The organism is Alloalcanivorax balearicus MACL04, from assembly GCF_025532145.1.
GTDB classification, from domain to species: domain Bacteria; phylum Pseudomonadota; class Gammaproteobacteria; order Pseudomonadales; family Alcanivoracaceae; genus Alloalcanivorax; species Alloalcanivorax balearicus.
In genome coordinates this window covers 194,407-219,345 of the sequence record NZ_ARXS01000001.1, presented here as the reverse complement: position 1 = coordinate 219,345, position 24,939 = coordinate 194,407, and the positions used below count along the sequence as shown (strand labels likewise).

Annotated in this window: 31 protein-coding genes; 17 read left to right on the top strand and 14 right to left on the bottom strand. The window is 60.9% G+C overall.

What is annotated here, in order from left to right; all coding sequences use genetic code 11:
- Positions 1-201 precede the first annotated feature (201 nt).
- The 9 genes from MA04_RS01060 to arsH all read left to right on the top strand — a co-directional run bounded on the left by MA04_RS01060 (position 202) and on the right by arsH (position 8,762).
- The gene (locus MA04_RS01060; RefSeq protein ID WP_262459270.1) at positions 202-1,251 is read left to right on the top strand and encodes a substrate-binding domain-containing protein; all 1,050 of its coding nucleotides are present in this window, start codon (positions 202-204) and stop codon (positions 1,249-1,251) included.
- A 145-nt stretch (positions 1,252-1,396) separates the two neighbouring features.
- Positions 1,397-2,785 carry a phosphate ABC transporter permease subunit PstC gene (gene pstC, locus MA04_RS01055; RefSeq protein WP_262459164.1) on the top strand — a complete coding sequence of 463 codons (1,389 nt, stop codon included), beginning with the start codon at positions 1,397-1,399 and terminating at the stop codon, positions 2,783-2,785.
- Between the two features lie 18 nt (positions 2,786-2,803).
- Positions 2,804-4,072, top strand: coding sequence for a phosphate ABC transporter permease PstA (gene pstA, locus MA04_RS01050; RefSeq protein ID WP_262459162.1), 1,269 nt, complete (start codon positions 2,804-2,806; stop codon positions 4,070-4,072).
- Between the two features lie 27 nt (positions 4,073-4,099).
- Entirely contained in the window at positions 4,100-4,990 is an 891-nt protein-coding gene (pstB, locus tag MA04_RS01045) for a phosphate ABC transporter ATP-binding protein PstB (RefSeq protein ID WP_262459160.1), read from the top strand.
- 25 nt (positions 4,991-5,015) lie between these two features.
- Positions 5,016-5,729, top strand: a complete 714-nt coding sequence (phoU, locus tag MA04_RS01040; protein ID WP_014996675.1) for a phosphate signaling complex protein PhoU — start codon at positions 5,016-5,018, stop codon at positions 5,727-5,729.
- Positions 5,730-5,919: 190 nt separating this feature from the next.
- On the top strand, positions 5,920-6,237 hold the full coding sequence (locus MA04_RS01035; RefSeq protein WP_262459157.1) for an ArsR/SmtB family transcription factor: 318 nt from the start codon (positions 5,920-5,922) through the stop codon (positions 6,235-6,237).
- A gap of 22 nt (positions 6,238-6,259) precedes the next feature.
- Complete coding sequence (locus MA04_RS01030) at positions 6,260-6,754, top strand: arsenate reductase ArsC (RefSeq protein ID WP_262459155.1); 495 nt, start codon at positions 6,260-6,262, stop codon at positions 6,752-6,754.
- A gap of 2 nt (positions 6,755-6,756) precedes the next feature.
- Positions 6,757-8,046: an arsenic transporter gene (locus MA04_RS01025; RefSeq protein WP_262459153.1), complete on the top strand. Its 1,290-nt coding sequence runs from the start codon at positions 6,757-6,759 to the stop codon at positions 8,044-8,046.
- A gap of 11 nt (positions 8,047-8,057) precedes the next feature.
- Positions 8,058-8,762 (top strand): arsenical resistance protein ArsH, encoded by a 705-nt coding sequence (arsH, locus tag MA04_RS01020; RefSeq protein WP_163124987.1) that lies wholly within the window; start codon positions 8,058-8,060, stop codon positions 8,760-8,762.
- Positions 8,763-8,876: 114 nt separating this feature from the next.
- Here arsH and MA04_RS01015 read toward each other — a convergent pair whose 3' ends face one another.
- The 5 genes from MA04_RS01015 to MA04_RS00995 form a co-directional block, all read right to left on the bottom strand.
- A complete protein-coding gene (locus tag MA04_RS01015; protein WP_163124989.1) occupies positions 8,877-10,028 on the bottom strand; it encodes a hypothetical protein in 1,152 nt (383 codons plus the stop codon).
- Positions 10,029-10,068: 40 nt separating this feature from the next.
- Positions 10,069-10,629 carry an HdeD family acid-resistance protein gene (locus tag MA04_RS01010; protein ID WP_262459148.1) on the bottom strand — a complete coding sequence of 187 codons (561 nt, stop codon included), beginning with the start codon at positions 10,627-10,629 and terminating at the stop codon, positions 10,069-10,071.
- Between the two features lie 99 nt (positions 10,630-10,728).
- Complete coding sequence (locus MA04_RS01005; RefSeq protein WP_163124993.1) at positions 10,729-11,268, bottom strand: YaeQ family protein; 540 nt, start codon at positions 11,266-11,268, stop codon at positions 10,729-10,731.
- Positions 11,269-11,287: 19 nt separating this feature from the next.
- On the bottom strand, positions 11,288-11,836 hold the full coding sequence (locus MA04_RS01000) for a TMEM165/GDT1 family protein (protein ID WP_262459145.1): 549 nt from the start codon (positions 11,834-11,836) through the stop codon (positions 11,288-11,290).
- A gap of 329 nt (positions 11,837-12,165) precedes the next feature.
- Complete coding sequence (locus tag MA04_RS00995) at positions 12,166-12,525, bottom strand: DUF2306 domain-containing protein (protein ID WP_262459144.1); 360 nt, start codon at positions 12,523-12,525, stop codon at positions 12,166-12,168.
- A gap of 84 nt (positions 12,526-12,609) precedes the next feature.
- On the opposite strand from MA04_RS00995, the gene MA04_RS00990 reads away from it, so the two are divergent.
- Entirely contained in the window at positions 12,610-13,197 is a 588-nt protein-coding gene (locus MA04_RS00990; RefSeq protein ID WP_240342716.1) for a TetR/AcrR family transcriptional regulator, read from the top strand.
- Between the two features lie 26 nt (positions 13,198-13,223).
- The gene (locus MA04_RS00985; protein ID WP_262459143.1) at positions 13,224-13,430 is read left to right on the top strand and encodes a SlyX family protein; all 207 of its coding nucleotides are present in this window, start codon (positions 13,224-13,226) and stop codon (positions 13,428-13,430) included.
- A 33-nt stretch (positions 13,431-13,463) separates the two neighbouring features.
- On the opposite strand, the gene phoR is transcribed toward MA04_RS00985, so the two are convergent.
- From phoR to MA04_RS00965, 4 genes are all read right to left on the bottom strand, one after another.
- Complete coding sequence (phoR, locus tag MA04_RS00980) at positions 13,464-14,774, bottom strand: phosphate regulon sensor histidine kinase PhoR (RefSeq protein ID WP_262459141.1); 1,311 nt, start codon at positions 14,772-14,774, stop codon at positions 13,464-13,466.
- Positions 14,775-14,850: 76 nt separating this feature from the next.
- Positions 14,851-15,555 carry a phosphate regulon transcriptional regulator PhoB gene (gene phoB / locus MA04_RS00975; RefSeq protein ID WP_163125003.1) on the bottom strand — a complete coding sequence of 235 codons (705 nt, stop codon included), beginning with the start codon at positions 15,553-15,555 and terminating at the stop codon, positions 14,851-14,853.
- Between the two features lie 136 nt (positions 15,556-15,691).
- Positions 15,692-16,564 carry a 4-hydroxybenzoate octaprenyltransferase gene (gene ubiA, locus MA04_RS00970; protein ID WP_262459140.1) on the bottom strand — a complete coding sequence of 291 codons (873 nt, stop codon included), beginning with the start codon at positions 16,562-16,564 and terminating at the stop codon, positions 15,692-15,694.
- Between the two features lie 11 nt (positions 16,565-16,575).
- Positions 16,576-17,112 carry a chorismate--pyruvate lyase family protein gene (locus MA04_RS00965; protein ID WP_063141276.1) on the bottom strand — a complete coding sequence of 179 codons (537 nt, stop codon included), beginning with the start codon at positions 17,110-17,112 and terminating at the stop codon, positions 16,576-16,578.
- Positions 17,113-17,359: 247 nt separating this feature from the next.
- Between MA04_RS00965 and rd the strand changes: the two genes are divergently transcribed.
- The 5 genes from rd to MA04_RS00940 all read left to right on the top strand — a co-directional run bounded on the left by rd (position 17,360) and on the right by MA04_RS00940 (position 20,338).
- Positions 17,360-17,524, top strand: a complete 165-nt coding sequence (rd, locus tag MA04_RS00960; RefSeq protein ID WP_014996660.1) for a rubredoxin — start codon at positions 17,360-17,362, stop codon at positions 17,522-17,524.
- 53 nt (positions 17,525-17,577) lie between these two features.
- Entirely contained in the window at positions 17,578-18,726 is a 1,149-nt protein-coding gene (locus tag MA04_RS00955) for an NAD(P)/FAD-dependent oxidoreductase (protein WP_262459137.1), read from the top strand.
- A gap of 29 nt (positions 18,727-18,755) precedes the next feature.
- Positions 18,756-19,136, top strand: a complete 381-nt coding sequence (locus MA04_RS00950; protein ID WP_014996658.1) for a hypothetical protein — start codon at positions 18,756-18,758, stop codon at positions 19,134-19,136.
- Between the two features lie 116 nt (positions 19,137-19,252).
- Positions 19,253-19,669, top strand: a complete 417-nt coding sequence (locus MA04_RS00945; RefSeq protein WP_014996657.1) for a VOC family protein — start codon at positions 19,253-19,255, stop codon at positions 19,667-19,669.
- A gap of 90 nt (positions 19,670-19,759) precedes the next feature.
- A complete protein-coding gene (locus tag MA04_RS00940; protein WP_262459134.1) occupies positions 19,760-20,338 on the top strand; it encodes a DUF7822 domain-containing protein in 579 nt (192 codons plus the stop codon).
- Here the strand turns inward: MA04_RS00940 and MA04_RS00935 are convergent.
- On the bottom strand, positions 20,314-21,168 hold the full coding sequence (locus tag MA04_RS00935; protein WP_262459132.1) for a LysR family transcriptional regulator: 855 nt from the start codon (positions 21,166-21,168) through the stop codon (positions 20,314-20,316). The two genes, MA04_RS00940 and MA04_RS00935, sit on opposite strands and share 25 nt — an antisense overlap.
- A 109-nt stretch (positions 21,169-21,277) precedes the next feature.
- Here MA04_RS00935 and MA04_RS00930 point away from each other — a divergent pair, with 109 nt between their 5' ends.
- Positions 21,278-21,877 (top strand): cysteine hydrolase family protein, encoded by a 600-nt coding sequence (locus MA04_RS00930; RefSeq protein WP_262459130.1) that lies wholly within the window; start codon positions 21,278-21,280, stop codon positions 21,875-21,877.
- A gap of 143 nt (positions 21,878-22,020) precedes the next feature.
- Here the strand turns inward: MA04_RS00930 and MA04_RS00925 are convergent, their stop codons facing one another.
- The 4 genes from MA04_RS00925 to MA04_RS00910 form a co-directional block, all read right to left on the bottom strand.
- Positions 22,021-22,458 carry a VOC family protein gene (locus MA04_RS00925; protein WP_262459128.1) on the bottom strand — a complete coding sequence of 146 codons (438 nt, stop codon included), beginning with the start codon at positions 22,456-22,458 and terminating at the stop codon, positions 22,021-22,023.
- A gap of 201 nt (positions 22,459-22,659) precedes the next feature.
- The gene (locus tag MA04_RS00920) at positions 22,660-23,358 is read right to left on the bottom strand and encodes a DJ-1/PfpI family protein (protein ID WP_163125017.1); all 699 of its coding nucleotides are present in this window, start codon (positions 23,356-23,358) and stop codon (positions 22,660-22,662) included.
- 86 nt (positions 23,359-23,444) lie between these two features.
- Positions 23,445-23,591: a DUF2200 family protein gene (locus tag MA04_RS00915; RefSeq protein ID WP_316252561.1), complete on the bottom strand. Its 147-nt coding sequence runs from the start codon at positions 23,589-23,591 to the stop codon at positions 23,445-23,447.
- A gap of 27 nt (positions 23,592-23,618) precedes the next feature.
- Entirely contained in the window at positions 23,619-24,833 is a 1,215-nt protein-coding gene (locus tag MA04_RS00910) for a winged helix-turn-helix domain-containing protein (RefSeq protein ID WP_262459125.1), read from the bottom strand.
- Positions 24,834-24,939 lie beyond the last annotated feature (106 nt).

Genomic DNA, 24,939 nt, shown 5'->3' with positions numbered 1-24,939 from the left:
GGGTCAGCCAACAATGGACGTTTGGCGGTCAATTCCGGTCCGGCGGCCTGCCGGATACGACAACAGCGGGTAGTGCAACCGTCACCCGGGTGTAATCTTGTTGTCACATACGCAATCTAGCATGCCCCCTGCCTGAAAGAACAAACCGGGGTGGATCAACGCCGGTGCCATGAAACCAGGAGGCTTACTGTGAACGTTAAAATGAAAGCGTCGATTGTTGGGGCAGCCGCTGCTCTGGCCCTCGCCACCGCGCCGGCGACCGCGATCGCTCGCGACACCATCTCCATCGTGGGTTCCTCTACTGTGTACCCGTTCGCCACCGTGGTGGCAGAGCGGTTCGGGCGCGCCAGCGGCCAGCCCACCCCGAAGATCGAGTCCACCGGTTCCGGTGGCGGCATGAAAATCTTCTGCCAGGGTGTCGGTGAGAACACCCCTGACATCACCAATGCATCGCGCCGGATGAAGACGTCCGAGTTCGAGCTGTGCCAGAAGAACGGTGTCAAGGACATCACCGAAGTACAGATCGGTTATGATGGTCTGGCTCTGGCCAATTCGGTGAAAGGCCAGGATATGGACATCACCCTGCGTGATCTGTATCTGGCGCTGGCCAAGGATGTGCCGGATCCCAAGGGCGGCGAAAAGCTGGTGCCGAACCCCTACAAGACTTGGAAGGACGTGAACCCGGCCCTGCCCAACATCAAGATCGAAGTGATCGGGCCGCCGCCGACCTCCGGTACCCGCGACTCCTTCAACGAGCTGGGCGTCGAAGGTGGTTGTAAAACTTTCGATTGGCTGAAAGCCATGAAAGGTCAGGACAAGGACAAATACAAGGCGGTTTGCCGCAGCATCCGTGAAGATGGCGCCTACATCGAAGCCGGTGAGAACGATAACCTGATCATCCAGAAGCTGGAGTCCACTCCCGATGCTCTGGGGGCCTTCGGGTACTCTTTCCTGGATCAGAACCGTGGTGGTGTGAAGGCGGTGAAAATCAACGGTGTCGAGCCGGACATGAACACCATTTCCTCCGGCGATTATCCGATGTCCCGCTCCATGTTCTTCTATGTGAAGAAGGCACATGTGGGTGTGGTTCCGGGCATCGAGGGCTACATCAAGGAATTCACCAGCGAGCGCGCCTGGGGTGAGGAGGGTTACCTGGTCGACAAGGGCCTGATCCCGTCCCATAAAGATGAGCGCAAGAAGTGGGCCAAGAACGCCGCTGCGCTGAACAGCATGACCGGCAAGGAACTGTAAGGTTCGAGCTGAGTGGTCAGCAAGGAAGCTGAAGGCCTGGTGACGAGAGTCGCCGGGCCTTTTGGCCCCTGAAAAATCGAAAAAGATTGTCTGGCACAAGTCCCGTGCGCGTGGCTTGTTCGAGAAAATCCAACCGGAGTCCCACATGCAAACCGGGAATTTGCTGTTACTGCTGGTGGTCTTGATTGGTCTGGCGTACTACCTGGGCCATCGCAGGGCGGTGGCCATGGCTCGCCCTTTGGGGGGGATCCGCCATCTTCATTCGCTGCCCTTTTACTATGCCATGCGCTCGGCGCTGTGGTGTGCCATGCCGGCACTGGTGGTGCTGGGGTGCTGGCTGGCCTTTGACGATTCGATTATTCGAGAGGTTGTCCTCAACGGCATGCCTGTCGATTTGCGTCCCGCCGATGAAGCCGGTCGCAGCCTGATGCTGAGCCGTATCGGCAATGTGGCGAGTGGGGCATTGTCGGCGGATACTGTTGGCCCGGAGGTAGCCGCGGCGGCGGAACGACTGACAAGCTTGAGAACCACCAGCGCCATGGCGCTGACCGTGGTGGTGGTGGTTCTGGCCATGATGGGCGGCGCCTGGGCCTGGCTCAAGGTATCACCCACCCTGCGTGCCCGCCAGCAAGTGGAGCGGGTACTGCAATTTCTGTTCATGCTGTGCGCGACTCTGGCGATCCTTACCACCGTGGGTATTTTGTTCTCGGTGCTGTTTGAGTCGATTCGATTTTTCGGCAAGATCCCATTCTCCGAATTCTTGTTTGGCTTGCAGTGGAGCCCGCAGACCGCGCTACGTGCCGATCAGGTAGCCGCTCACGGTGCCTTTGGCGCGATTCCCCTGTTCGTCGGCACACTGCTGATTTCGGCGATCGCCCTGATCGTGGCGGTACCGGTGGGGTTGATGTCCGCTATCTATTTGGCGGAATACGCTCATCCCAAGGTTCGGTCCTTCGCCAAGCCCGCTTTGGAGGTGTTGGCCGGAGTACCGACAGTGGTCTACGGTTTTTTCGCCGCACTGACGGTGGCGCCTTTCATCCGGAACATCGGGGAGGCAGTGGGGCTCGGTGTGTCCTCGGAATCCGCGTTGGCCGCGGGGCTGGTGATGGGGGTCATGATCATTCCCTTTGTCTCCTCATTATCCGATGACGTGATTACCGCTGTTCCCCAAGCTATGCGTGATGGCTCCCTGGGATTGGGCGCGACTCGATCCGAGACCATCAAGAAGGTGATCTTCCCGGCCGCGTTGCCGGGCATCATGGGCGGTATTCTGCTGGCGGCATCCCGGGCGATCGGCGAAACCATGATCGTGGTGATGGCGGCGGGATTGGCGGCCAACCTGACCGTCAACCCCCTGGAAGCGGTTACCACCATCACCGTGCAGATCGTCACGCTGCTTACCGGTGATCAGGAGTTCGACAGTGCCAAGACATTGGCCGCTTTCGCGCTTGGTCTGATGCTGTTCCTGACCACGCTGGCGATGAATGTCCTGGCGCTGCATATCGTCAGAAAATACCGCGAGCAATACGACTAGGTCAGGAGTAAGACACTCATGAGCAAGACCACGGAAAAAGTGCGCAAGACCCTGGCCAGACGCTATCGCGCGGAGCGGCGGTTCAAGGCGTTCGGTATTGTCTCGATTGTCATCGGCCTGTCGGCACTGCTGCTTTTGTTCGGAGACATCATTGGCAAAGGGCACAGTGCTTTCTTCGAGCATTATGTGGAATTGAGCATTACCTACGATCCCGAAACGCTTGAAATCGAGGATGCCAATGACCCCGAGCAACTTCGATACGGCAATTTCGAGGGCGTTGTGCGTGCCGCGATTCAGGAGCGCTTCCCTCGCGTGGAAGAGCGCCAGGATCGACGGGCGCTCAATGCCTTGCTGAGCACCAGCGCGGGGTATGAACTGCGTGATCGGCTGGAGGCCGATCCCTCGCTGCTGGGCCAGAAGGAGACACTGTGGCTGCAGTTGGACGATGATGCCGACATGTTCCTCAAGGGTTCCGAGAAGCAGCGAGAGAATGCTCGCTTGAGTCCGCAGCAGCGGGAATGGGTGTTGGACTTGGAAGCGGCGGGCGAGACGCGCTCCGAGTTTAACCGTTCTCTGTTCACCAGCGGCGATTCGAGAGAGCCGGAGCAGGCGGGTATTCTTGGCGCGATTCTGGGCTCCGTATTCACCATGCTGGTGACTCTGGCCTTGAGCTTTCCTATCGGTATCGCGGCGGCGATCTACCTGGAAGAGTTCGCGCCCAAGAACCGGTTTACCGATTTTATTGAAGTTAACATCAATAATCTGGCGGCGGTGCCTTCGATCATTTTCGGCCTGTTGGGGCTGGCGATTTTCCTGAGCTGGTTCGGCATGCCCCGCTCGGTGCCGCTGGTGGGGGGGATCGTTCTTACTCTGATGACCCTGCCGACCGTCATTATTTCCAGCCGCGCCGCGATCAAGGCGGTGCCGCCGAGTATCCGTGAAGCCGCCATGGGCTTGGGAGCATCCAAGATGCAAGTGGTATTGCATCATGTTCTGCCCCTGGCGATGCCCGGCATGCTCACCGGTGCGATCATCGGTATGGCCCAGGCGCTGGGTGAAACGGCACCCTTGTTGATGATCGGTATGGTGGCCTTCATCGTGGAGTTGCCGACGGGGCCGTTGTCGGCGGCAACGGTATTGCCGGTACAGATTTTCCTGTGGGCGGGTAGCCCGGAGCAATCCTTCGTGGCCTTGACCTCCGCGGCCATCATGGTGTTGCTCGCTTTCCTGATCGCCATGAACACCTTGGCGGTTGTACTGCGTAAACGACTCGAGCGTCGCTGGTAAGCGCCTCGCTGGCAGAGGAGATGACCGATGGACACCGCTGAGAAACTGGACAAGAACGCTTCCGGCCGGAATCATGCCGAGGAGCCGTTGATCGACCTGGAAGAGCAGCCCATGCAGGAAACCCGATACCCTGAACACACCGTAGGCACGCCGTTCGTGGACGCCCCGAAGATGCGGTTCCGAGACGTGAACGTTTCCTATGGAGACACCCAGGCTATTCACAATATCAGCCTCGATATTGGCAAGAATGAGGTGATATCCCTGATCGGCCCGTCCGGTTGTGGTAAATCCACCTTTCTTCGCTGCCTCAACCGCATGAACGATACCATTGATATCTGCCGTGTGAGCGGGGAACTGTTCCTGGAAGATCAGGATCTCTACGATTCGAAGATGGATGTGGTGGAATTGCGCGCGCGGGTGGGCATGGTGTTCCAGAAGCCCAATCCGTTTCCCAAATCCATCTACGACAATGTGGCCTATGGTCCGCGCTTGCACGGCCTGGCCAACAAGAAATTCGAACTCGATGAGATTGTGGAAACCAGCCTGCGCAAAGCTGGCCTGTGGGAAGAAGTGAAAGACCGTCTGCATGCGCCGGGCACCGGTTTGTCCGGCGGTCAGCAGCAGCGTTTGTGCATCGCCCGCACCATCGCGGTCAGTCCGGAAGTGGTTCTGATGGATGAGCCGTGTTCCGCGCTGGACCCGATCGCCACGGCCAAGATCGAGGAACTGATCGACGAGCTGACCGAGTCCTACACCATCGCCATTGTGACCCACTCCATGCAACAGGCGGCGCGGGTGTCCAACCGGACCGCGTATTTCCATCTGGGTCGTCTGATCGAGGTGAATGACACCGAGACCGTGTTCACCAAGCCGGAACACGAGCTTACCGAAGCCTATATCACCGGTCGGTTCGGCTGACGCCCGGACGTTGAGGAGAGTGCCCATGGATCGCACCTATTTTGGTCAACACAGCTCATCGCAGTTCAACGAGGCGTTGGAATCCATCCGTAACCATCTGATGGAGATGGGTGGTCTGGTGGAGAAACAGGTCGTGGACGCGCTGGACGCGCTGTTGCGCGCTGACTCCGACCTGGCGGAAAAAGTCATGCAGGCGGAGGACAAGGTCGACAAACTGGAAATCCAGATCGACGAGGAATGCGCCCGGGTGCTTGCCCTGCGCCAGCCCGCCGCGTCCGACTTGCGGCTGATCATCGCGGTGACCAAGGCGGTGTCCGATCTGGAACGGATCGGTGACGAGTCCGCCAAAATCGCCGCCATGGCGCTGCAATTGTCCGAGGAAGGCGAATCGCCACGCGGTTACGTGGAAGTGCGTCATATCGGCAACCACGTACGCAACATGCTGCGCGATACCCTGGATGCCTTCGCTCGCTTCGACGCCGACAAGGCTCTGGACGTGGCCGCCGAGGACAACGAAGTGGATCTGGAGTACCGCTCGGCCATGCGTTCCCTGGTGACCTTCATGATGGAAGATCCGCGCGCCATTTCCCGGGTACTGAACATCATCTGGTCCCTGCGGGCGCTGGAGCGCATCGGTGATCATTCCCGCAACATCGCCGAGCAGGTGATCTTCCTGGTGAAGGGCAAGGATGTCCGCCACATCTCCATGGACGAGATGGAAGAGAAGGTCAAAGGCTGAAGACGCCGGCACGCAAACACGCGGCACGCTTGCACGCGAAGAAGGGCGGCGCGGTCTGCTGACCGCGCCGTTTTTATCGGGCCGGGCATTGGCCGGAGGGTAAGCCCCGGCACGCTATATTTGGTTGCGTGTTGCGTGTTGCGTGTTGCGTGTTTAATATATCCGTTATTCCGGATATACGGATTAAGCTATGAATCTGACCGTCACGCAACTGTGTAAGTGCCTTGCCGATGAAAGCCGTCTCCGGCTCATGGGCCTGATGGAAAAGGAGCGGGAGATCTGCGTCTGTGATCTGGTGGAGGCCATGGACGCCCCGCAGTCCACGGTGTCCCGTCATCTGGCGCAGTTGCGCCAGTGCGAACTGGTGGTGGCCCGTCGCGAGGGCACCTGGATGCACTACCGGCTCAATCCGGCGCTGCCGGAATGGGCGATCGCCACCATCGATATCCTGTTGCCGCCCGCCCGCGAGCAACTGGGGATTACGCCCATCGACACGGCGTGCTGCTAACCCTCAATTCTGGAGCGCTATCATGGCCACCCCTCTCAAATTACTGTTCCTGTGCACCGGCAATTCCTGCCGCTCGATCATCGCCGAAGCCCTCGCCAACCATCTCGGCGGGGGCCGGATTCGTGCCGCCAGCGCCGGCAGCCGGCCCAGCGGTCAGGTGCACCCCCGTGCCTTGGCGGTGCTGGAACGTCACGGCATTCCCGTGGGTGAGCCCACCTCCAAATCCATGGACGACCTGGAAGGCCAATATTTCGACGCCATCGTGACCGTCTGCGACGCCGCCGCCGGCGAGTCGTGCCCGGTCTGGCTGGCGGATACCGCCAAATCCCACTGGGGGATTCCCGATCCGGCCACGGCGGAAGGTGATGACGCCGCCATCGACGCCGTTTTCGAGGCCACCTATGAACGGCTGCGCGGCCGTATCGAGGACCTGGTGGCGTTGGATCTTGAGGATATGAACGCCCTCGGCCTGACCGCGTCATTGCAGAAGATCCATCGCTTCCACGGTGAACACTGATCATGCTGTTGGCGGTACTGATCTTCATTGCCACCCTGACGCTGGTGATCTGGCAACCCCGGGGGCTGGGTATTGGTTGGAGCGCTGGCGCGGGCGCCCTGGTGGCCCTGCTCACCGGTGTCATTCATCTCGATGACATTCCCGTGGTCTGGGACATCGTCTGGAACGCCACCTTCGCGTTCATCGCCATCATCATCATCAGTCTGATCCTGGACGAAGCCGGGTTCTTTGAATGGGCGGCGCTGCATGTGGCCCGTTGGGGCGGTGGCCATGGTGGACGGCTGCTGGCGGCGGTGGTGTTGCTCGGTGCCCTGGTGGCGGCGGTGTTCGCCAACGACGGGGCGGCGTTGATCCTGACTCCCATTGTGTTTGAAATGCTGCTGGCGCTGGGGTTCGGGCCCGCCGCCACCCTGGCGTTCATCATGGCGGCGGGTTTCATCGCCGACACCGCCAGCCTGCCTCTGGTGGTCTCGAATCTGGTCAACATCGTTTCCGTGGACTTCTTCGATATCGGCTTCGGCGAATACGCCACGGTGATGGCGGTGGTGAATCTGGTGTCGGTCTCCGCGTCTCTGTTAGTGCTGTGGTTGTTCTTCCGCCGCGACGTCCCCAAGGGGTATGAGATTTCCAAACTGCGTCAGCCCGGTGAAGCGATCAAGGATCCCAGGACCTTCCGGGCCGGCTGGTGGGTGCTGGCGCTGTTGCTTGCCGGATTCTTCTTTGCCGAACCCATGGGGGTTCCGGTAAGCCTGATCGCCGGTATCGGCGCCCTGGTGCTGTTCCTGATTGCCCGTCACGGCCATCACATTTCCACCATGAAGGTACTGCGTGGCGCGCCCTGGAACATCGTGGTGTTCTCCCTGGGCATGTATCTGGTGGTCTACGGTTTACGCAACGCGGGCCTTACCGATGCCGTTGCCGGAGTGTTGAACCAGCTGGCACGGCAGGAGTTGTGGGTCGCCACCCTGGGTACCGGCTATATCGCCGCGGGACTGTCCTCGATCATGAATAACATGCCCACGGTGCTGGTGGTGGCGCTGTCCATCGACGACAGCCAGGCCGGTGGCCTGGTGCGTGAAGCGATGATCTACGCCAATGTCATTGGCAGTGATCTGGGACCGAAAATAACACCCATCGGCAGCCTGGCAACGTTGCTGTGGCTACATGTTCTGGCCCGCAAGGGCATGAAGATCGGTTGGGGTTACTACTGCCGCGTGGGCATTGTCCTGACCCTGCCGGTGTTGACCGCCACTCTGCTGGCCCTGGCCGGCTGGTTGACGGTGCTGTCTTAAGGAAAGTAACGATGAATGATTTGCCCAACGTACAAGCGGAGCTGTTCCACATTCCGGATCGGCGGCAACTGGGCGCCGCTGACTCCCATCCGCCGCGTATTTTGCTGCTGTACGGTTCCTTGCGGGAGCGTTCCTTCAGCCGTCTGGCGGTAGAGGAAGCCGCCCGTCTGCTCGAATCCATGGGCGCGGAAACCCGTATCTTCGATCCCCGTGGCCTGCCGTTACCGGATGCGGAACCGGAGGATCACCCCAAGGTGGCGGAGCTGCGGGATCTGGCCCAGTGGTCCGAAGGCATGGTGTGGTGCTCGCCGGAGCGGCACGGCGCCATGACCGGCATCATGAAGGCGCAGATCGACTGGATTCCGCTGGCCCTGGGCGGTGTGCGCCCAACCCAGGGCAAGACCCTGGCGGTGATGCAGGTCTGCGGCGGTTCCCAGTCCTTTAATGCGGTGAACCAGCTGCGGGTGCTGGGCCGCTGGATGCGCATGGTGACGATCCCGAATCAGTCCTCGGTGCCGAAGGCGTTCCTGGAGTTCGACGACAATGACCGCATGAAGCCGTCACCGTTCTATGACCGCATTGTCGATGTGATGGAAGAACTGATGAAATTCACGCTGTTGGTGCGTGATCGCAGTGACTACCTCACCGACCGTTATTCCGAACGTAAGGAAAGCGCCGCCGAGGTGTCGGCGCGAGTGAACCAGAGAGCCATGTAGCGCCGGCGCCGCACTGTAGGAGCTTGCCTGCAAGCGAATCTTGGGGCCCGGACCCATTCGTTTGCAGGCAAGCTCCTACAACGGCTTCGTAGTTCCTTTCGTGACAGCAAACGGTCACGGCAGCAACGGCAGACAGACCATCGGCTGATGACCGGGGCGGGTGAAACACAGCCCGTCCTTGCCTCGCTCGGGCGCGAGGGCCGGCGCCCAGGGGTTCGGGTGCGTGGTGGAGGTGGCGCTGCCCGCCATCCAGGACAGCAGCGCCAACTGCTGGCCCAGCCGCAGCAAGGATTCGGGGAGGCGGTTCAAGGATGGGATGATGGCGACGAGACGGTTGCCCGCCGGATTGCGTAAATGCCGGCTCAGCGACGGTTCGAGATCGTAGCGGGGTTGAGCGATCTGTTCCGATGCGGGTTGCCGGGAGAGCGCTTCGATGTGTCGCAGATATTCCATGATCTGATTGATCGTCATGTTGGGGCGAAACCAAAGCCGCGTGTACCAGGTCGGTCCGGTGCCGCCATCCGGTTTGCCGACCGCCTCCACGCCTTGCATCAGGAACCGGAATTCGCTCAGCACCGCCGATGACAGATCCCGTTCCTGGGCGGAAAGCGGCGCCGGTTCCAGGTAATCCATTTTCCCCTGTTGCGCCAGCAGGGCAGCCAGCCGCAGTTTTTCCGTCAACATGGTCGTGACCGAGAGCTTGCCGGCCTGGGTGTGGTACCCGGTCAGCAGGCGGCGCAACTGGTCGATTTCCTGTCGTAGCCCGGTGCCGGGATCATCGCTCAGTGCCCATGTCAGCGATTGCAGCCGTGCCGCCGTGGTCAGCAGCTCATAACGGGGAGCCGGCGCGCGAATCGATGCCGGCAGATCGGCGACGAAGGCTTCGAAGGACAAGAACTGTCGATAGCGTTGCAGCAGCACATCGGATTCGGCGATCAGGACCCGGGCCTCGGATGTCCTCGACTGCTGCAGGAGCAGACAATCGGCCCCATCGTAGGCGCACAGCAGGTTGTGTCCGGACAAATCGGGAAGCCAGGAGGGCGCGACGGTGAGGGTGTCGTACTCGGCGACCAGACGCCTCCCCATGAGTTGCGGTGAGCTGCCTTCGGGAGCGCCGAACCCCAGCAGGAAATAATAAGCGTCATTGGCTTCGCGTGTCGGCGTATCGAGCCAGTCGTGGGCGGTGCGATCGAGGGATTCATCGCTGATCCACCAACCAATGAATATCGCTACCACCAGCGAAGCGGCCAGCGCCAGACGGACCATGAATGGATTCCCCCCCATTATTTAAGGATTCGGAAAAGGGTCAGGAATTGGCGCGCCGCCGAACCGTCAGCGCCACCATGATCAGCATCCAGCCGTTCAACAGCAATTCGATGGCGATGAACAATCCGATCACCCAGGCACTGGATTCCGGCCATTCGGAGAAGATCATCCCGGCCAGCACCAGGCCCAGAACACCGGTCAGAGCCGGCAGCCAGGGTGAGACCACCGGACTCATCTGCCAGGCCAGCAGCAGACGCAGCAGGCCGGTCAGCACCAAGGCGAGAGCGATCAGTAAAGTCAGGGCGCCGGCGGCTGCTTGCGGCTGCGACACCACGTACAGGCCGAGCAGGGCGTAGAGCAGGCCGATGGCCAGAAACAACAAACTGCGTGGCAGGCCGGAAGCGCGAAACGCCTGCGCGATCTGCAGCACGCCACCGAAAATCAGAATGGCCCCGAACCACAGCACGCCGACCAGGGTGAACAACCCGACGGCACCCAGGCCGAGAGTGCCCAGGACCACGAAAACAATGCCGAGAGTCAGCAGCCCCTTCCAGTGACGGGCCAGTTGCGAGAGCAATACGGATGCCGGATCGGATGTCATGAGGCATGTCTCCTTGCCAGACCAGCATTGGATGGCGAATCCGAAAGGCCCACTCCGTGCGGGCCTGTCATTGATGGTAGCTGCTCTTCGGCATGGCGCCTAGGGATACCATTGCGGCCGGTCGACTTCCACATTGCGGCTGTCATCGCCGATCCACAACTGCCCGTCCTGGATCATGGCCTGCAGGCGCATGCTCCGTTGCGCCAGTCCGGCCAGGGCGGTTTCGCTGTCGGCGGCGACATGACGAACGACGAGGTTGTCGAAGCGGCGCACTTTGTTGGCCATGCTCTCCCACCACACCTGCGGCGCGCGCGGACCATAGCAATAGACCAGCACCTGCTCCGCCAGGCCGCAGGCCTTGCGCAGCCGTTTCTCGTCCGGCATGCCCAGTTCGATCCACAACGCCAGGGTGCCGTCCGGATTGTGCCGCCACAAATCCGGCTCCTCGGTGCTGGAGATGCCACGGGTGAAGGCCAGATCCTCGTGGGCGTGCAGGGCGAACGCCATCAGCCGCAGCATCATGCGCGACTCGGTTTCCGAAGGGTGCAGCGCCAGCGTCAGGTCATGGGTGGCGTAATAGTCGCGATCCATGTCGGAGACGGTGAGTTCGGCTTTGTAGATGGTGGCTTTTAGTGCCATGACGACTCCAGCAAAGGGGTTACACCAGCGCCCAGATTCCGAAAACGATGAACAGCGCTGCGCTGATGCGGTGGGCCCAGCGTTCCAATCGTGCGCCGGCGAGGCGGTGAGCGACCCAGATCACCGGCAGGTTGGCGGCGATCATACCGGCAGTGCTGCCCAACAGCACGGGCCAGAATTCCTGAAAGCGCACCGCCAGGGCCACCGTGGCCAGTTGTGTCTTGTCGCCGATCTCGGCGATGAAGAACAACACCAGAGCGGTAAGGAAGGGACCAAAACGGGGATCTGTGTTGACCTCCTCGTCCTTGTCCGGGATCAGCATCCACAGGCCCAGACCAATAAAGCTCAGACCAAGGATCCAGCGCAGCCACTGCTCCGGGATATGAGCGCTGAGCCAGTCGCCGAACCAGACCGACAGCCCGTGATTGATCAGTGTGGCGATGATGACGCCGGCGAGAATGGGCCAGGGTCTGCGAAAGCGGCAGACCAGCGCCAGGGACAGCAACTGCGTCTTGTCGCCGATTTCTCCCAGGGTAACCAGCAGGGTGGAGGACAGAAAGGCTTCCATCAGCGCGCCTCCCCGGTGGACAGGGCAAGGCGGATGACACGGACCTGCCTGTTCTCAAGGCGCGAATCGCCCCGGGAAACTGGGTGGGTCATGGGTAGGGCTCCAGGGGGGCGGGACGACAAACACGAGAGACACTGCCCGCTCATCCCGCCCCCGCGGTCTGTCTGCAGACAATGTCTCAGGTCTCGTCAATCCGAGGACACGGTCACCATGCGCATTGAGGCACAAATATGTTGATGACCGTCAAGGGCGGGGTGCCCAAGCGACTACTCCCCCAAGACGGCGCTAACCATAGCCGGGTTGGTGGAAGCTGGCAATATCCCGATGGATCAGAACAGCCAGCCGCTGATCAGCCGGCCGGGGGCCAGGGCGCCGAGACCGGCGCCCACCAGGCCCAGATAGGCCCCCACGGTGAATCTCCGGTGCGAGCGGATCCGCCGGTGGCGGGCGGCCACCACCGCCATCACCAGACAGAACAGGACCCACACCGACAACAGATGGATGGGGCCGAACGAACCGACAAGGGGCAGGAAGCTGTGAATCCAGAACGACGACAGGGCAGTGGCGGCCATGGCGAGGGTCCAGACCCAGCCCAGGCCCCGGTGGCGGCCGCCGCCCTTGGGGGCCGCCAACTGCACGGCGCCAAGAAGCAGAGCCACCAGGGCCGAAAGCCAGTGCAAAGTGATCATGCTGTCATCTCCCAGGCAAAAGTATATGCTGTGAACATTAGTCTGAAAGGCAAAGTTCACAGTGTCAACATTGGGTGTGAAGAAATGGAGAGAGGGAGTGCTTACCACCACGGGAATCTGCGTGAAACCTTGATCGAAGAAGGTATTGCGTTGCTGGCGGAGCGTGCTGACGGCGACATCAGTCTGCGTCAGTTGGCGCGCCGGGTCGGCGTTACCGCCAATGCCACCTATCGCCATTTCGCCAATAAGAACGCGCTGTTGGCGGCGTTGGCGACGGAAGGCTTCCGGCGTTTGCGGGAGGGGCAGGGGGAAGCCGTGCACCTCGCCGGCCCCGGCCAGGGACTGCGGGAGGCCGGGCTGGCCTATCTCCGTTTCGCCTGGCGGCATCCGGCGCTGTTCCGTCTGATGTTTGGCCCCACGCTCAACCGTCAGGGGGATGAAGAACTGACACGGGTGGCCGCGGCCTCCTTCCGGGCGCTGCGTTCCGCCGTGGCCGCGGCGTCGGGCGTGGATGAAGAGGCCGCCGGCGTGGAAGGCGCTACCTTGAGGACCTGGGGTCTGGTGCACGGGCTCAGCCATCTGATGCTGGACGGCCAGTTCGGGTGGCGGGCCGAGTCGCCGCTGGCGGTGGCGGAACAGGCACTGACGGAAGCGGTGGATGGGCCGCTATAATGCCCGCCCGCTAACCGGAGACACCCATGAGCGACGATCGTTTTCTCGATATCGAAACCAAGCTGGCCTACCAGGAAGATCTGGTGAATGAGTTGAACCGTATCGTCAGTGGTCAGCAGCGTTCCCTGGATGAGCTGGAAAAGGTGTGCCAGCGTCTGGTGGAGCGGGTGGTGGAACTGAACGAGGAGATCGCCGCGCTGCGCATTCAGGACGCGCCGCCGCCGCATTATTGAGGCAACGAATAGCGAATGCCTTTGACCTGGGCGCTATTGCGCCAGCGCGGTGGGCTTGCTCACCAGCCGTTCCCGCGGGAAATGGCAGGTAAAGACGCTGCCCTTGCCCAGTTCGCTGCGAATCTCCAGCCTCGCCCCGTGACGGATCAGCACGTGCTTGACGATGGCCAGCCCCAAACCGGTACCACCGGTCTGGGTCACCCGGCTGGTGTCGGGCCGGTAGAAGCGCTCGGTCAGGCGCGGAATATGTTTCGGGTCGATGCCCGTGCCGTCGTCGGAGACGGAAAAGTGGGCGCCTTTGTCGTCCTGCCACCAGCGGATCAGGATATGGCCACCTTCCGGCGTGTACTTCACCGCATTGGTGATCAGGTTGCCGAAGGCGCTTTCCAGCTCCGCCGGGTTGGCCACCAGCCGGGCGGTTTCCGGTACTTCCAGAACGATCTGGTGATGCTTGTCCGGCGCCAGTGCCAGGGCACTCTCGCGCATGCGCTTGAGCATGCCATGCACGGTCACCGCCTGGTGGGTATTGTCGGTATTGGTGCTTTCCAGCCGCGACAGCAACAGCAAGTCATGCACCAGGGCTTCCATGCGTTGGGACTGGCTGGCCATTTGCGACAGCGCCCGGCGTAACCGGGCCTGCTCCTCCGGTACGGTGTCCTGCAGGGTCTCCAGATAGCCCTTGAGCACGGTCAGCGGTGTTTTCAGCTCATGGCTGACGTTGGCGACGAAATCCTTGCGCATCTCCTCCAGGTGATGCAGCCGGGTGACATCGCGGGCCAGGATCAGCTGATCACCGACGCCGAACTCGGTGATGCGGAATTGCAGGATGCGGTTGTCGTCCACCGGCCCGGGAATTTCCAGCGGTTCACGAAAGTCGCCGCGGGACAGGTATTCGGTGAAGCGGGGGTGGCGGATCAGGTTGGTGAGCGGTTGGCCGAGATCCTTTTCCTCGTTCAGCCCCATCAGCCGGTGCGCCGCGTGGTTCCAGTATTCCAGGTAGCCGTGGCTGTCGATCAGCACCACCGCGTCTTCCAGCGCATTCACCGATTGCTGGGCGCGCAGGATGATGCCCTGCAGGTTCTCCTGAGCACGCCGTTCCTGCTGAAACAAGTGCTCCAACCGGGTATAGAACTCACCCCACAGCCCCACGCTGTCCGGCGGTTCGGTGTGTTCCTCGCGGATCAGCCAGGTGTAGAGGGCGAACAGCTGGCGGGTGCTCCAGACGATGTAACCGAGCAGACCCACCACCAGCGGCCAGATGTTCTGTATCGCCAGGGCCGCGACCAGCGACAGGGCGATAAGAACAATGATGCGGTTTACTTCCTTGGCCAGACTGCTTTTCATTGGCCGTTGCTTCCTCTCAGGGCCGTTGCGGAGGGGGAGGCCCGTTTCGGCCGGTGCGATCCGTATCAGAGGTGTATCAGGACACCTGGGCGGATTTTACCGAAAAGCGATAACCGGTGCCCCGCACGGTCTGAATGAAACCATCAAAGCCGTGAGGCGCCAAGGCTTTGCGCAGACGGCGGATGTGCACATCGATGGTACGGTCCTCCACGTACACATTGGCGCCCCAGACCTGATCCAGCAACTGGGTGCGGGAATAGGCCCGTTCCTGGTGGCTCATGAAGAACTCGAGCAGACGGTATTCGGTGGGGCCCATGTCCACCGGCACCCCCTGGGCGCTGATGCGATGGCTGACCGGGTCCAGGCACAGACCCTGGACGTCGATTTCCTTTTCACCGGCGGCGGCGGAAGAGCGGCGCAATACCGCGCGGATGCGCGCGATCAGTTCGCGGGTGGAGAAGGGCTTGGTGACATAATCGTCGGCGCCCACGTCCAATCCCTGGATCTTGTTATCTTCCTCACTTTTGGCGGTGAGCATGATGATCGGCACTTCACTGGTGTTGTCGTCCCGTTTCAGGCGCCGAGCCAGTTCGATACCGCTCACCGAGGGCAGCATCCAGTCCAGCAAGACCAGGTCCGGCCGTTCGTCAACGATGCGTTCGTGGGCTTGCTGGGCGCTTTCGGCTTCGAGCACGTCGAAATCGGCCAGTTCGAGAGCCACGGACACCATCTCCCGGATGGCCGGCTCGTCATCGACAATGAGGATGCGATTTTTTGACATAGTTCGGTCTTCCGCTTTCCCGCCCGGATGTGGGGAGCCTCATTAGATGGCTTTTTTATGACATCTTGATGACAGATTTGCCAACCTTTTCGCCGCCGATCGTGGTATTACGCCAGGCGGCGGCGTTTCCGGGGGGTCACAAATATTGCAGAAACAGACCGACGAAAACGCAGGCACCCACCCAATGGTTGTTAAGAAAGGCGTGAAAACAGGGCCAGCGCTCCCGGTAGCGGATGCGCCATTGTTGATGAACGAACAGGGCGAGGGCGCCCAGCAGGCCCAGATACCAGGGCAGGCCGAAGCCCAGGCGCAGCCCCACCAGCACCAGCCCGGCCAGCACCAGACCCTGGAGAATGCCGATGATCACCTTGTCCAGATCCCCGAACAGAATGGCGGTGCTTTTGATCCCGATCTTGAGGTCATCCTCGCGGTCGCACATGGCGTACTCGGTATCGTAGGCCACCGTCCACAGCAGGTTGATGATGAACAGCAGCCAGGCGATCGGCGGCACGCTGGCGGTTTCGGCGCCGAACGCCATGGGAATGGCCCAACTGAAGGCGGCGCCCAGCACCACCTGGGGCAGGTTGGTGAAGCGCTTGGTGAACGGATAAAGAATGGCCAGGCCCAGTCCGCCGAACGCCAGCCAGAAGGTGAAACGATTCAGGAACAACACCAGGATCAGGGCGATGAACAGCAGGCCCACGAACAACCCCAGGGCCTGTTTGGCGCTCAGGGCGCCGGTGGCCAGCGGGCGTTGCCGGGTGCGCTCCACCGAACCGTCGAAGTCGCGGTCGGCGAAGTCATTGATCACGCAGCCGGCGGCGCGCATCACGAACACCCCGAGCACGAAGATGACAATGTTCTTCAGGCTCGGCGTGCCATCGGCGGCGATCCACAGCGCCCACAGGGTGGGCCACATCAGCAGCATGCTGCCGATCGGCCGGTCCAGGCGCATCAGTTGAATCCAGGGCCACAGCGAGGGATAACGGTGTTCCACGAAAGCCAGCATGGTTGTTCCTTCTATTGTTCCCCGACCTGTTCTTCCCCCACCAGGGACCAGAGCGCGGGCAGAAAGTACTCCGCCACCAGCAGCGGTCTGCCCCTTTTCACGAAACGGGTCTGGCGCCCCCAGCACGGCCCGCGGCCGGCCGGCGACAGGCCATAACGGACCCACACCTGATCCCGGTGTGCCTCGGGGTAACGGTATAACTCACTGCCCAGCGAACGGCCACCCATATGCGCCAGATTGCGATTGGCCCAGCGCAGACTGAGCAGCGGCAGGACGCTGCGGGCTTCCACCACCGGAGTGTCGCACAGCATCAGCGTGACTTCCCGGATCAGCGCGATACGGCGCCCGCTCTGGTGCAACTGCTCGCGTTCGAAAGGCACGGGGACCGTCACCAGGGAGCGGTTGTGGCGGACGTGAAAAGTGCCGTGGCGGCGCAGGCGGGCGGTGAGGGATCCGGGGTCACCGAGCCAGTCGCGGATGAGCGGTGGTACGGTAAGACGATCCAGTGGGCGCCATTTCGGGTCGGCGTCCAGAGGTGAATTTGGCATAGTGTGACACTCCGCTCTCGACCGGCGGCGTGGACTATGGCGCAAGGTGGCGCGAGGGGCAAGAGAGCGGCACGAATCTGGCAGGGTCGTCGGCCATGGCAGGGCCGGTCATGGCGAGGTCATCGGCCCGGCTGCCATGGTGACATCCGCTGGTGTCATTGATTTTTCAGGACGGCGTGGCTACGTTAGCGGGCCCCTGGTTTCCGGCCCCTGGCGCTGTCCGGGATATTGATCAACGAGGTATGACATGAAGAAATGGGAATGTGTGGTGTGCGGCTTCATTTACGACGAAGCGGAAGGGCTCCCCGAGGAGGGCATCGAGCCCGGCACCAAGTGGGAAGATATCCCCGACGACTGGGTATGTCCGGACTGTGGCGTCGGTAAGGATGATTTCGAGATGGTGGAAATCTGAGCGACCGCCATTCCCGTCCCTGGCACCACCCTGGCACCACATAAGGAGCGCCAATGAAGCCCATCGTAGTGATCGGATCCGGTCTGGCCGGATTCAACGTGGTCAAGGAATTCCGCAAGCTGGACAAGGAAACGCCGCTGGTGGTGCTGACCGCCGACGACGGCCGCAGTTATTCCAAGCCGATGCTGTCCACCGGTTTCACCAAGGAAAAAGCCGCCGACGACCTGGCCATGGCCTCGCCGGAACAGGTGGCCGAGCAGTTCAACGTCACGGTGCGGACCCACGTTCATGTGGCCGGTATCGACGTCGACGGGCACCGGGTGCTGCTGCCGGACGATCATCTGGATTACAGCACACTGGTGCTGGCGCTGGGGGCGGATACCTGGACGCCGCCGCTGGAAGGCGACGCGGTGGGCGAGGTGTTCTCGGTCAATGACCTGATGGACTACGGCCGCTTCCGCGAAGCCCTGCAAGGCAAGCGCCGCGTGACGATTCTTGGCGGCGGCCTGATCGGCTGTGAATTCGCCAACGATCTGAGCAACGGTGGCTTCGAAGTAGCCCTGGTGGAACCGATGGGGCGTTGCCTGCCGCTGTTATTGCCGCAGGCGGCTTCCGAGGCGGTGGGCCGGGGACTTGAGACATTGGGCGTGCGTTTCCACTTTGGCCCCCTGGCCCAGGCGGTACACCACGGCGATGACGGCACCCTGATCACCGAACTGTCCGACGGTACCCGGGTGGAATCCGAGGTGGTGCTGTCCGCCATTGGTTTGCGTCCGCGCATCGACATGGCCAAGGAAGCCGGTCTGCGCACCAATCGGGGCATCCTCACCGACCGCACCCTGCGCACCAGCACCGAGGACATCTATGCCCTGGGGGACTGCGCCGAGGTGGAAGGCCATGTGCTGCCTTATGTGCTGCCGCTGATGGCCAGTGCCCGCGCCCTGGCCAAGACCCTGGCCGGCGAGGAGACCGCGGTGAGCTATGGCGTCATGCCGGTGACCATCAAGACTCCGGCTTGTCCGGTGGTGGTCTGCCCGCCGCCGGCGGATAGTGAAGGTGAGTGGGAAGTGGCGCAGCAGGAAAATGATGTCACCGCCCTGTTTCGTGGCGCCGACGGCACACTGCTGGGCTACGCCCTCACCGGTGAAGCGGTGAAGGAAAAGCTCAAACTCAACAAGGAACTGCCGGCCCTGATGCCCTGACCGGGCCGGCCGCCGGCCGGGAGCGCGTAATGAAGTTTCGTTTCATCTTGATGCTGCTCGGCTGGCGATTGCGCTGGCTGGGCCGCCACAATGAGGGTTTCCGCCAGCAATTGGAGCACCGGGATGTGCTGATGCAATGGCGTACCTTCGATGGCCGGGTGGCCCGCTGGTATCACTTCACGCCGCAAGGCGTAAAACACGGTGCCGGTTTGCACGGCGCCCCCACCATCACCCTGAATTTCCGCGACGCGGATTACGCGTTCCGCACCCTGCGTGCCTCCGGCAAGAACCAGATGGCGTTCATGGAAGGCATGCAGGCCGGTGACATCAAGGTGGAAGGTGACCCCGGCCAGCTGATGTGGTTCATGACCCTGATGAAATTCATCATGCCCGGGAAAAAGAAACGCTGATTCCCTGAACAACAGCGGATCCCCGACGGGGCGGATTTTGTCCGATTTATTCAAGACATCCGGGCGACGTTGAGCCAGGCTCACGGGTTCCTGTTCCGCTGTCTTGGAGAAGACGGATGAAAGCGAAAATCAAAGTCATCACCCTGGGTGTGGATGACCTGGATCGTTCCCTGACGTTTTATCGCGACGGCCTCGGTTTGCCCACGGAGGGCATCGTTGGCACCGAATTCGAGGACGGCGCGGTGGTGTTTTTCCATCTCGACGGCGGCCTGGTGCTGGCGCTGTATCCCCGCCTGGCCCTGGCCAGGGGAGCGGGTGTCCCGTTGATGCCCGCCTCGGCCGGAGGGTTTACTCTGGCCCATAACGTGGGCTCGCCAGAGCAAGTGGACGAGGTGATGCGGCAGGCCGAGGCGGCCGGTGCCCACGTGACCAAGGCCGCGGAGAAAGCCTTCTGGGGCGGTTATTGCGGTTACTTTCAGGATCCGGATGGCCACCTTTGGGAAGTCGCCTGGAACCCGGATTGGGAAGAATAATGAAGTTCCGGAAAACGGGCCTCTCTTGTCGGCGCTGTGCGGTGAGGTCACCATAGGCGGCTCATTCCAAAGCAGCACAGGCGGCACCTCATGGCGAACCGAAGCTATCTTTACGCGACCGACCGGGTTCCCGCGCGGACGCCGGATCAGCCCAAACCCGTGGTCCGGGGGTTGTCCGAATGGGGGTACGCGATTCCGCTCTGCTACCGGTTGCTGGTGTCCGCCGATACCGTGATCTGCCCCTCCATGATCTGGGAACTGGACGACGACGTGGCGCTGGCGGGGGATTACGACAAGGGCGTAAGGCGCCTGTGTGACTTCCTGGCGCGCATCGACTGGCCCGAGGCAGCGGAACTGGTGCAAGAGGCGGAAGCCTTCCTGAATGCGCCGGAGAATCGCGCCGATCACATTGTGCTGGAGTGCGCCGAGATCTTCGACCTGGACGAGACGCCACTGGCCCAGCAGAACCGGGACCTGTTCGGGAGTCTGGCGGATCTGGACCAGGAAATGGAACGCACCTTGCGCCACCTCAATCAGGTCAAACCCTCGGCTCCCGGGCCCCTGGCGCGGATGCTGAACCTGCAACCGGCGAACCCGCTGGCGTCGCTCCATGAGTTGGGGTTGGGCAACTGGTCCAACGTGCTCTACTTCGATTTCAGCGAGGGCTGATCGGTCCAGCCGGCCTCCCGTACCACCTCCTCCAGCCAATCCAGGCAGGCCCGGATCGCCGGGCGCTCGCGCAGATCCTCGTGCAGTACCACCCACAGTGGCCGGCTGACCCTTATGGTCGGCTGCGCTGCCGTCAGGCCCGGGTCCGCGGCGATCATCGGATCCGGCAGCATCGCCATGCCAAGCCCCGAACGCACCGCCGCCTGAATGCCCGTGAGGCCCGCGATGCGCGCCACCGGCGGGTCCCGGAAAACGCCGGCCATGGCCTGGATCTCCGGCAGATTGTCCCAGCCGCGATGGTAGGCGATCCAGCCTTGGGCGGAGCCCTGCACCGAAGTGGCCAGCGTCAACCCGAGCGCGCCCAGACGCCGGGCCACCAGATGCTCTTCCCGAGGGCGGGCCAGACGCAGCGCCAGATCCGCGTCCCGGCGGGACAGGCTGACAGTGGTATTGGACGCCGCCAGTTCCATGGTCAGCGCCGGGTGGCGCCGATGCAGATCAATCAGACGGGGCGCCAGCAGCGCCTCCACGATCCAGGCCACCGAGGTCAGCCGTACCAGCCCTGATACCGTCCCCTGGCCGTGATCCGGATTGGTCCGTAGCAGCGCCTGCTCCATGCGCTCCGCCGCCCGCACCAGCCGCTCGCCCGTGGGGGTTGGCTGCAGGCCGTCCCGCCCCCGCAGAAACAAAGTGGTGCCCTGACGGCCTTCCACGGCGGCGAGGCGGCGGGCCATGGTGGTCTCGTTCACCCCAAGACGGCGCGCCGCTTCGCGCAGAGTACCGGAGCGGCTCAGGGCCAGCAGAAAACGGAAATCATCCCAATCTTTCATGCCTGCATTTTTGCAGGTAATGCTCGCGAAATACCAGCTTGGATCAGGCGAATGCGCAGGCCACCATGGGCCCTCATTGAATCCATGCGCTGACACGGGAGCACGCGACATGAGTAACGACAAGCCGGTAACCCTGAGAACCCTGGCCGGCGCACCAGCCTGGCAAACCCCGCAACGTGGCAAGGCGGTGATCGTGATCATCGACGCCCAGGAAGTCTATGGCAGCGGCGCCTTGCCGCTCACTGGCCTCGATGACGCCTTGACCCAGATCGAACGGTTGCGCGAAAGAGCCACGGCAATGGACTGGCCGGTGATCCACGTGGCCCATCAAGGCCCGGCAGGCAGCCCCTTCGACCCCGCCGGCGGCGGAGCCTTCCTGCAACGTGCCCAACCCGCGGAAGGCGAGGTAGTGGTCACCAAACCGCGTCCCAACGCCTTCTCCGGCACGGATCTGGAACAGCATCTGCGCGACGTGGAGGGCCCGGTCCTGGTGGTCGGCTTCATGACCCATATGTGTGTTTCCTCCACCGTGCGGGCCGGCTACGACCTGGGCTTCGACATGGCGGTGGTCGCCGCCGCCTGCGCCACCCGTGACCTGCCCGCCACCGATGGCACCGGCGTGGTCCCGGCCGAGCAACTGCACAAGGCCGCCCTGGCGGCGATGTCGGACGTGTTCGTGCCAGTGCTGGCGACGGTGGAAGAGGTTTAATAACGCCGTTGCTTTGCTACAAAGCTACTGTAGGAGCCAGTCGGGGCGGCCCTCCGCCTGCTGGCGAATTCTTCCATGAATCATTCGCTAGCGGGCCAGCGACTTCGTTGCCTTTGTGGGAAGCTGCCTTGGCAGCGAATCGGCTACCCAAGCTCCTGGGCGAGTCCGATGAGGATTCCTTCGGGGCCGCGGATGTAGCAGAGGCGATACGTGTCTCCGAATTGGGCCACCGTGCCGACGAGTTCCGCGCCGCGGTTGCTAAGCCGGACGAGCGTATCGTCGATGTCCTCCACGGTGAACATCACGCGCAGATAGCCGAGAGCGTTCACCGGCGCGGTGCGGTGATCGGCGACCACGGGCGGCGCCAGGAACCGGGAGAGTTCGAGCCGGCTGTGGCCATCCGGCGTGCGCATCATGGCAATCTCGACGCGCATGCCGCGCAACCCGGTCACATCATCAGCCCAGCTTCCCTCGACAGGTGCGCGCCCCTCGAGTTCGAGGCCAAGTTCGCTAAAGAACTCAATGGCGGCATCGATGTCTTCGACCACGATGCCCACGTTGTCCATACGTTTGACGGTCATACTGTCTCCTTGGCGCCCGGCGTGCTCATACGCAGGATTTATAGGCGACAAATTCTCCCTTGCCCACAGGTACCAGACAGGTAGAGCATCAATGGGGTCAGGTCTTGCGTTTTGTCTTCCCTATGAAGCCAGGTTTGGACGAGAAAAAGAAAAACCTGTTCCAGGTCTCCGATAGCAAGCGATGTTGTATATAGTTCGCGCTTATTTTTCAGGAAAGTATCGGGTTACCTCGCTCCAGGGGATTAGACGATTTAACTGGATCGTTTCAAATACCTGTTTAGCCTTCCTCTCGCTACTCATCTGGGCCAGCAGGACCAGAGCACCCTGATAAGACGGAACCCCACCATTGCTGGAGATTCTGTTGCGATCAACGACAACATTGCGATCCTCGATCACATTGATTTTGGGAAATTCACGCTGCAACTGCTTTTCACCTCCAGCCCAGGTGGTCGCTGTGTAACCATCCAGAAGGCCCGCATGGGCGTACAAAAAAGCGCCAGAGCAGTTACTTGCCAGCCAGGAAACATTCTGGGCCTGACTTTTGAGGAATTTGGTTAAGTCCTTGTTCTCAAAAAGGGTATCCATGACATAAGAACTGGTTACGATTAGCGCATCCAATTCGAGATCGTCATAGATCGTTTTGTCGACCGTCAGGCGTATGCCTTCCTCCGTGGTCACCACGGAAGCGTCTCGATCTACGCCAATTAGTAACACTTCGTAATTTGAGAACCAGGATTTTCGTGTGGCAACGCCAAAGACCTCGGCCGGGGCCGTTACGTCACTGCTCAATACTTTGTCGTAAACCAAAATTCCGATACGATTTTTCGCGGCTATCGAAGGTGATGAAAACAAAGCCACAGTAATCAATAGAAGAATTTTGCCAATCAACTTCTTACTCATAATTTGATTTCCTTTAGTAGGGGATGATCCCGCACCCGAAATTTGTTATGCGGAAGCATACAGGTATGGAGAAAACAACTACGGAACTATTGCCGAAAAATCCCCTCCATTGTCTTTCCTTTCGCCAACTCATCAATCAGCTTATCCAGATATCGGATTTTTTGCATCAAAGGATCTCCGATTTCTTCCACGCGAACGCCACCCTCTGCTTGTGCCCGAAGGGCTTGGTGCATCGTTAGACGCACTGCTTTGAATCCGTATCATCCCAGAGATTCTAGCTCGTGGCACAAACGTTGGGTCAGGTGTTTTGGGTAGGCTTCTGATAAACGCACGGTGTCACATTCCTGGAACTGACAGAACTTTGTGATGACATCCACAAAGGCAGTCACAATCTGGTCTTCGTCAAAGTTGTGCTGCTCAAAATACAGTGACTTAATCTCCAACACTCCGGTCTTCCGATGGGCTTTGCAATCCATCCGCCCAACAAACTCATCGCGATAGAGCAGCGGTAGGCAAAAATAGCCGTATCGACGTTTGGCCTCGGGCACGTAGCATTCTATTTGATAGTCATATTGAAAAAGCGATTTGAGCCGTTCGCGCTGAATAACGCTATTGTCGAACGGAGAAAGAATGACCATGCGGTTGTTCAGCCGTGGAAGCGGCCGCTCAAGCACCCCCGCCTCCATTATAAAGACTTCGCCGCTGCTGAGTTTTATCTGATCTAACGTGCCCTGCGCGAGCCTTTCGTTGACAAGGACTTTCACTGCCTTCCGCAACGCGGGGTTTCGGCGCAGGTAGGTCAGCCCTTTGAGTGAAGCAAGCCCATGGCAACGCAATTGCTGGTCTACAATGTGCGTCGCAAACTCATCCATGCCGGGCATCTGTGTATTGACGTGATCGGGCAGTACTCGCTCGGTTAAGTCATAGGTTTTCTGGAAGCCGGTACGATCACTGACCATCAGGTCGCCTTGCATATACAGTTGTTCGAGCGCCTTTTTCGCGGGCTTCCAATCCCACCAGCCTGCACGTTTCTCCGTGCTGGTTTCTATATCACGCGACCGTATCGGGCCCTCTGAACGTATGCGCCTCAACAGCCTGCTCATGAGCGCTCTATCAGGGCTTCTATTCCAATGGGTCCGACCATTTTTAATGGCATGCTTGTAGGGCAATGAAAAGCGAAAATCGGCGATGGGTAGAAAGGCCGCCGCATGCGCCCAATACTCAAAAATGTCGCCATCAACCAACATCTTATTGGTCATGACCGGGTTGAATTGAGGCACTCGGGAGTGAAGAACATGATGGTGTGCCCGCTCCACCACCGATATGGTGTCAATCTGAACATAACCCAGGTGGTTAATCGCTTTACGCGCCCCGGCCAAACCACTGCCATAAGGCTGCGCCTGCAGCAAACCTTGCGCCGCCAAGGCAAGGCGGCGTAAACGCATCAGCTCTTGCGGGTGTTTAATCTCAATCATCGTCATATTTGCCTAACGCCAACAGCACACACGGCTTTGTAGGGGAGGCGAAGCCGGAACGAAAAAGCCGGCGCTGTGCCTGGCCTTGTCAATGCTTCGAGCGCCG

Bases quoted from the DNA above. Each gene is read 5' to 3' on its own strand.
- pstA (WP_262459162.1), top strand. From the start codon at position 2,804: ATGAGCAAGACCACGGAAAAAGTGCGCAAGACCCTGGCCAGACGCTAT.
- MA04_RS00935 (WP_262459132.1), bottom strand. From the start codon at position 21,168: ATGAAAGATTGGGATGATTTCCGTTTTCTGCTGGCCCTGAGCCGCTCC.
- MA04_RS01010 (WP_262459148.1), bottom strand. From the start codon at position 10,629: ATGACATCCGATCCGGCATCCGTATTGCTCTCGCAACTGGCCCGTCAC.
- MA04_RS00910 (WP_262459125.1), bottom strand. From the start codon at position 24,833: ATGATTGAGATTAAACACCCGCAAGAGCTGATGCGTTTACGCCGCCTT.
- MA04_RS00930 (WP_262459130.1), top strand. From the start codon at position 21,278: ATGAGTAACGACAAGCCGGTAACCCTGAGAACCCTGGCCGGCGCACCA.
- MA04_RS00985 (WP_262459143.1), top strand. From the start codon at position 13,224: ATGAGCGACGATCGTTTTCTCGATATCGAAACCAAGCTGGCCTACCAG.
- phoB (WP_163125003.1), bottom strand. From the start codon at position 15,555: ATGTCAAAAAATCGCATCCTCATTGTCGATGACGAGCCGGCCATCCGG.
- ubiA (WP_262459140.1), bottom strand. From the start codon at position 16,564: ATGCTGGCTTTCGTGGAACACCGTTATCCCTCGCTGTGGCCCTGGATT.
- MA04_RS01030 (WP_262459155.1), top strand. From the start codon at position 6,260: ATGGCCACCCCTCTCAAATTACTGTTCCTGTGCACCGGCAATTCCTGC.
- MA04_RS00940 (WP_262459134.1), top strand. From the start codon at position 19,760: ATGGCGAACCGAAGCTATCTTTACGCGACCGACCGGGTTCCCGCGCGG.
- pstB (WP_262459160.1), top strand. From the start codon at position 4,100: ATGGACACCGCTGAGAAACTGGACAAGAACGCTTCCGGCCGGAATCAT.
- MA04_RS01005 (WP_163124993.1), bottom strand. From the start codon at position 11,268: ATGGCACTAAAAGCCACCATCTACAAAGCCGAACTCACCGTCTCCGAC.
- MA04_RS01025 (WP_262459153.1), top strand. From the start codon at position 6,757: ATGCTGTTGGCGGTACTGATCTTCATTGCCACCCTGACGCTGGTGATC.
- MA04_RS00990 (WP_240342716.1), top strand. From the start codon at position 12,610: ATGGAGAGAGGGAGTGCTTACCACCACGGGAATCTGCGTGAAACCTTG.
- MA04_RS01000 (WP_262459145.1), bottom strand. From the start codon at position 11,836: ATGGAAGCCTTTCTGTCCTCCACCCTGCTGGTTACCCTGGGAGAAATC.
- MA04_RS00955 (WP_262459137.1), top strand. From the start codon at position 17,578: ATGAAGCCCATCGTAGTGATCGGATCCGGTCTGGCCGGATTCAACGTG.
- MA04_RS00995 (WP_262459144.1), bottom strand. From the start codon at position 12,525: ATGATCACTTTGCACTGGCTTTCGGCCCTGGTGGCTCTGCTTCTTGGC.
- MA04_RS01035 (WP_262459157.1), top strand. From the start codon at position 5,920: ATGAATCTGACCGTCACGCAACTGTGTAAGTGCCTTGCCGATGAAAGC.
- MA04_RS00965 (WP_063141276.1), bottom strand. From the start codon at position 17,112: ATGCCAAATTCACCTCTGGACGCCGACCCGAAATGGCGCCCACTGGAT.
- rd (WP_014996660.1), top strand. From the start codon at position 17,360: ATGAAGAAATGGGAATGTGTGGTGTGCGGCTTCATTTACGACGAAGCG.
- pstC (WP_262459164.1), top strand. From the start codon at position 1,397: ATGCAAACCGGGAATTTGCTGTTACTGCTGGTGGTCTTGATTGGTCTG.
- arsH (WP_163124987.1), top strand. From the start codon at position 8,058: ATGAATGATTTGCCCAACGTACAAGCGGAGCTGTTCCACATTCCGGAT.
- MA04_RS01060 (WP_262459270.1), top strand. From the start codon at position 202: ATGAAAGCGTCGATTGTTGGGGCAGCCGCTGCTCTGGCCCTCGCCACC.
- MA04_RS01015 (WP_163124989.1), bottom strand. From the start codon at position 10,028: ATGGTCCGTCTGGCGCTGGCCGCTTCGCTGGTGGTAGCGATATTCATT.
- MA04_RS00945 (WP_014996657.1), top strand. From the start codon at position 19,253: ATGAAAGCGAAAATCAAAGTCATCACCCTGGGTGTGGATGACCTGGAT.
- phoU (WP_014996675.1), top strand. From the start codon at position 5,016: ATGGATCGCACCTATTTTGGTCAACACAGCTCATCGCAGTTCAACGAG.
- MA04_RS00925 (WP_262459128.1), bottom strand. From the start codon at position 22,458: ATGACCGTCAAACGTATGGACAACGTGGGCATCGTGGTCGAAGACATC.
- MA04_RS00920 (WP_163125017.1), bottom strand. From the start codon at position 23,358: ATGAGTAAGAAGTTGATTGGCAAAATTCTTCTATTGATTACTGTGGCT.
- MA04_RS00915 (WP_316252561.1), bottom strand. From the start codon at position 23,591: ATGCACCAAGCCCTTCGGGCACAAGCAGAGGGTGGCGTTCGCGTGGAA.
- phoR (WP_262459141.1), bottom strand. From the start codon at position 14,774: ATGAAAAGCAGTCTGGCCAAGGAAGTAAACCGCATCATTGTTCTTATC.
- MA04_RS00950 (WP_014996658.1), top strand. From the start codon at position 18,756: ATGAAGTTTCGTTTCATCTTGATGCTGCTCGGCTGGCGATTGCGCTGG.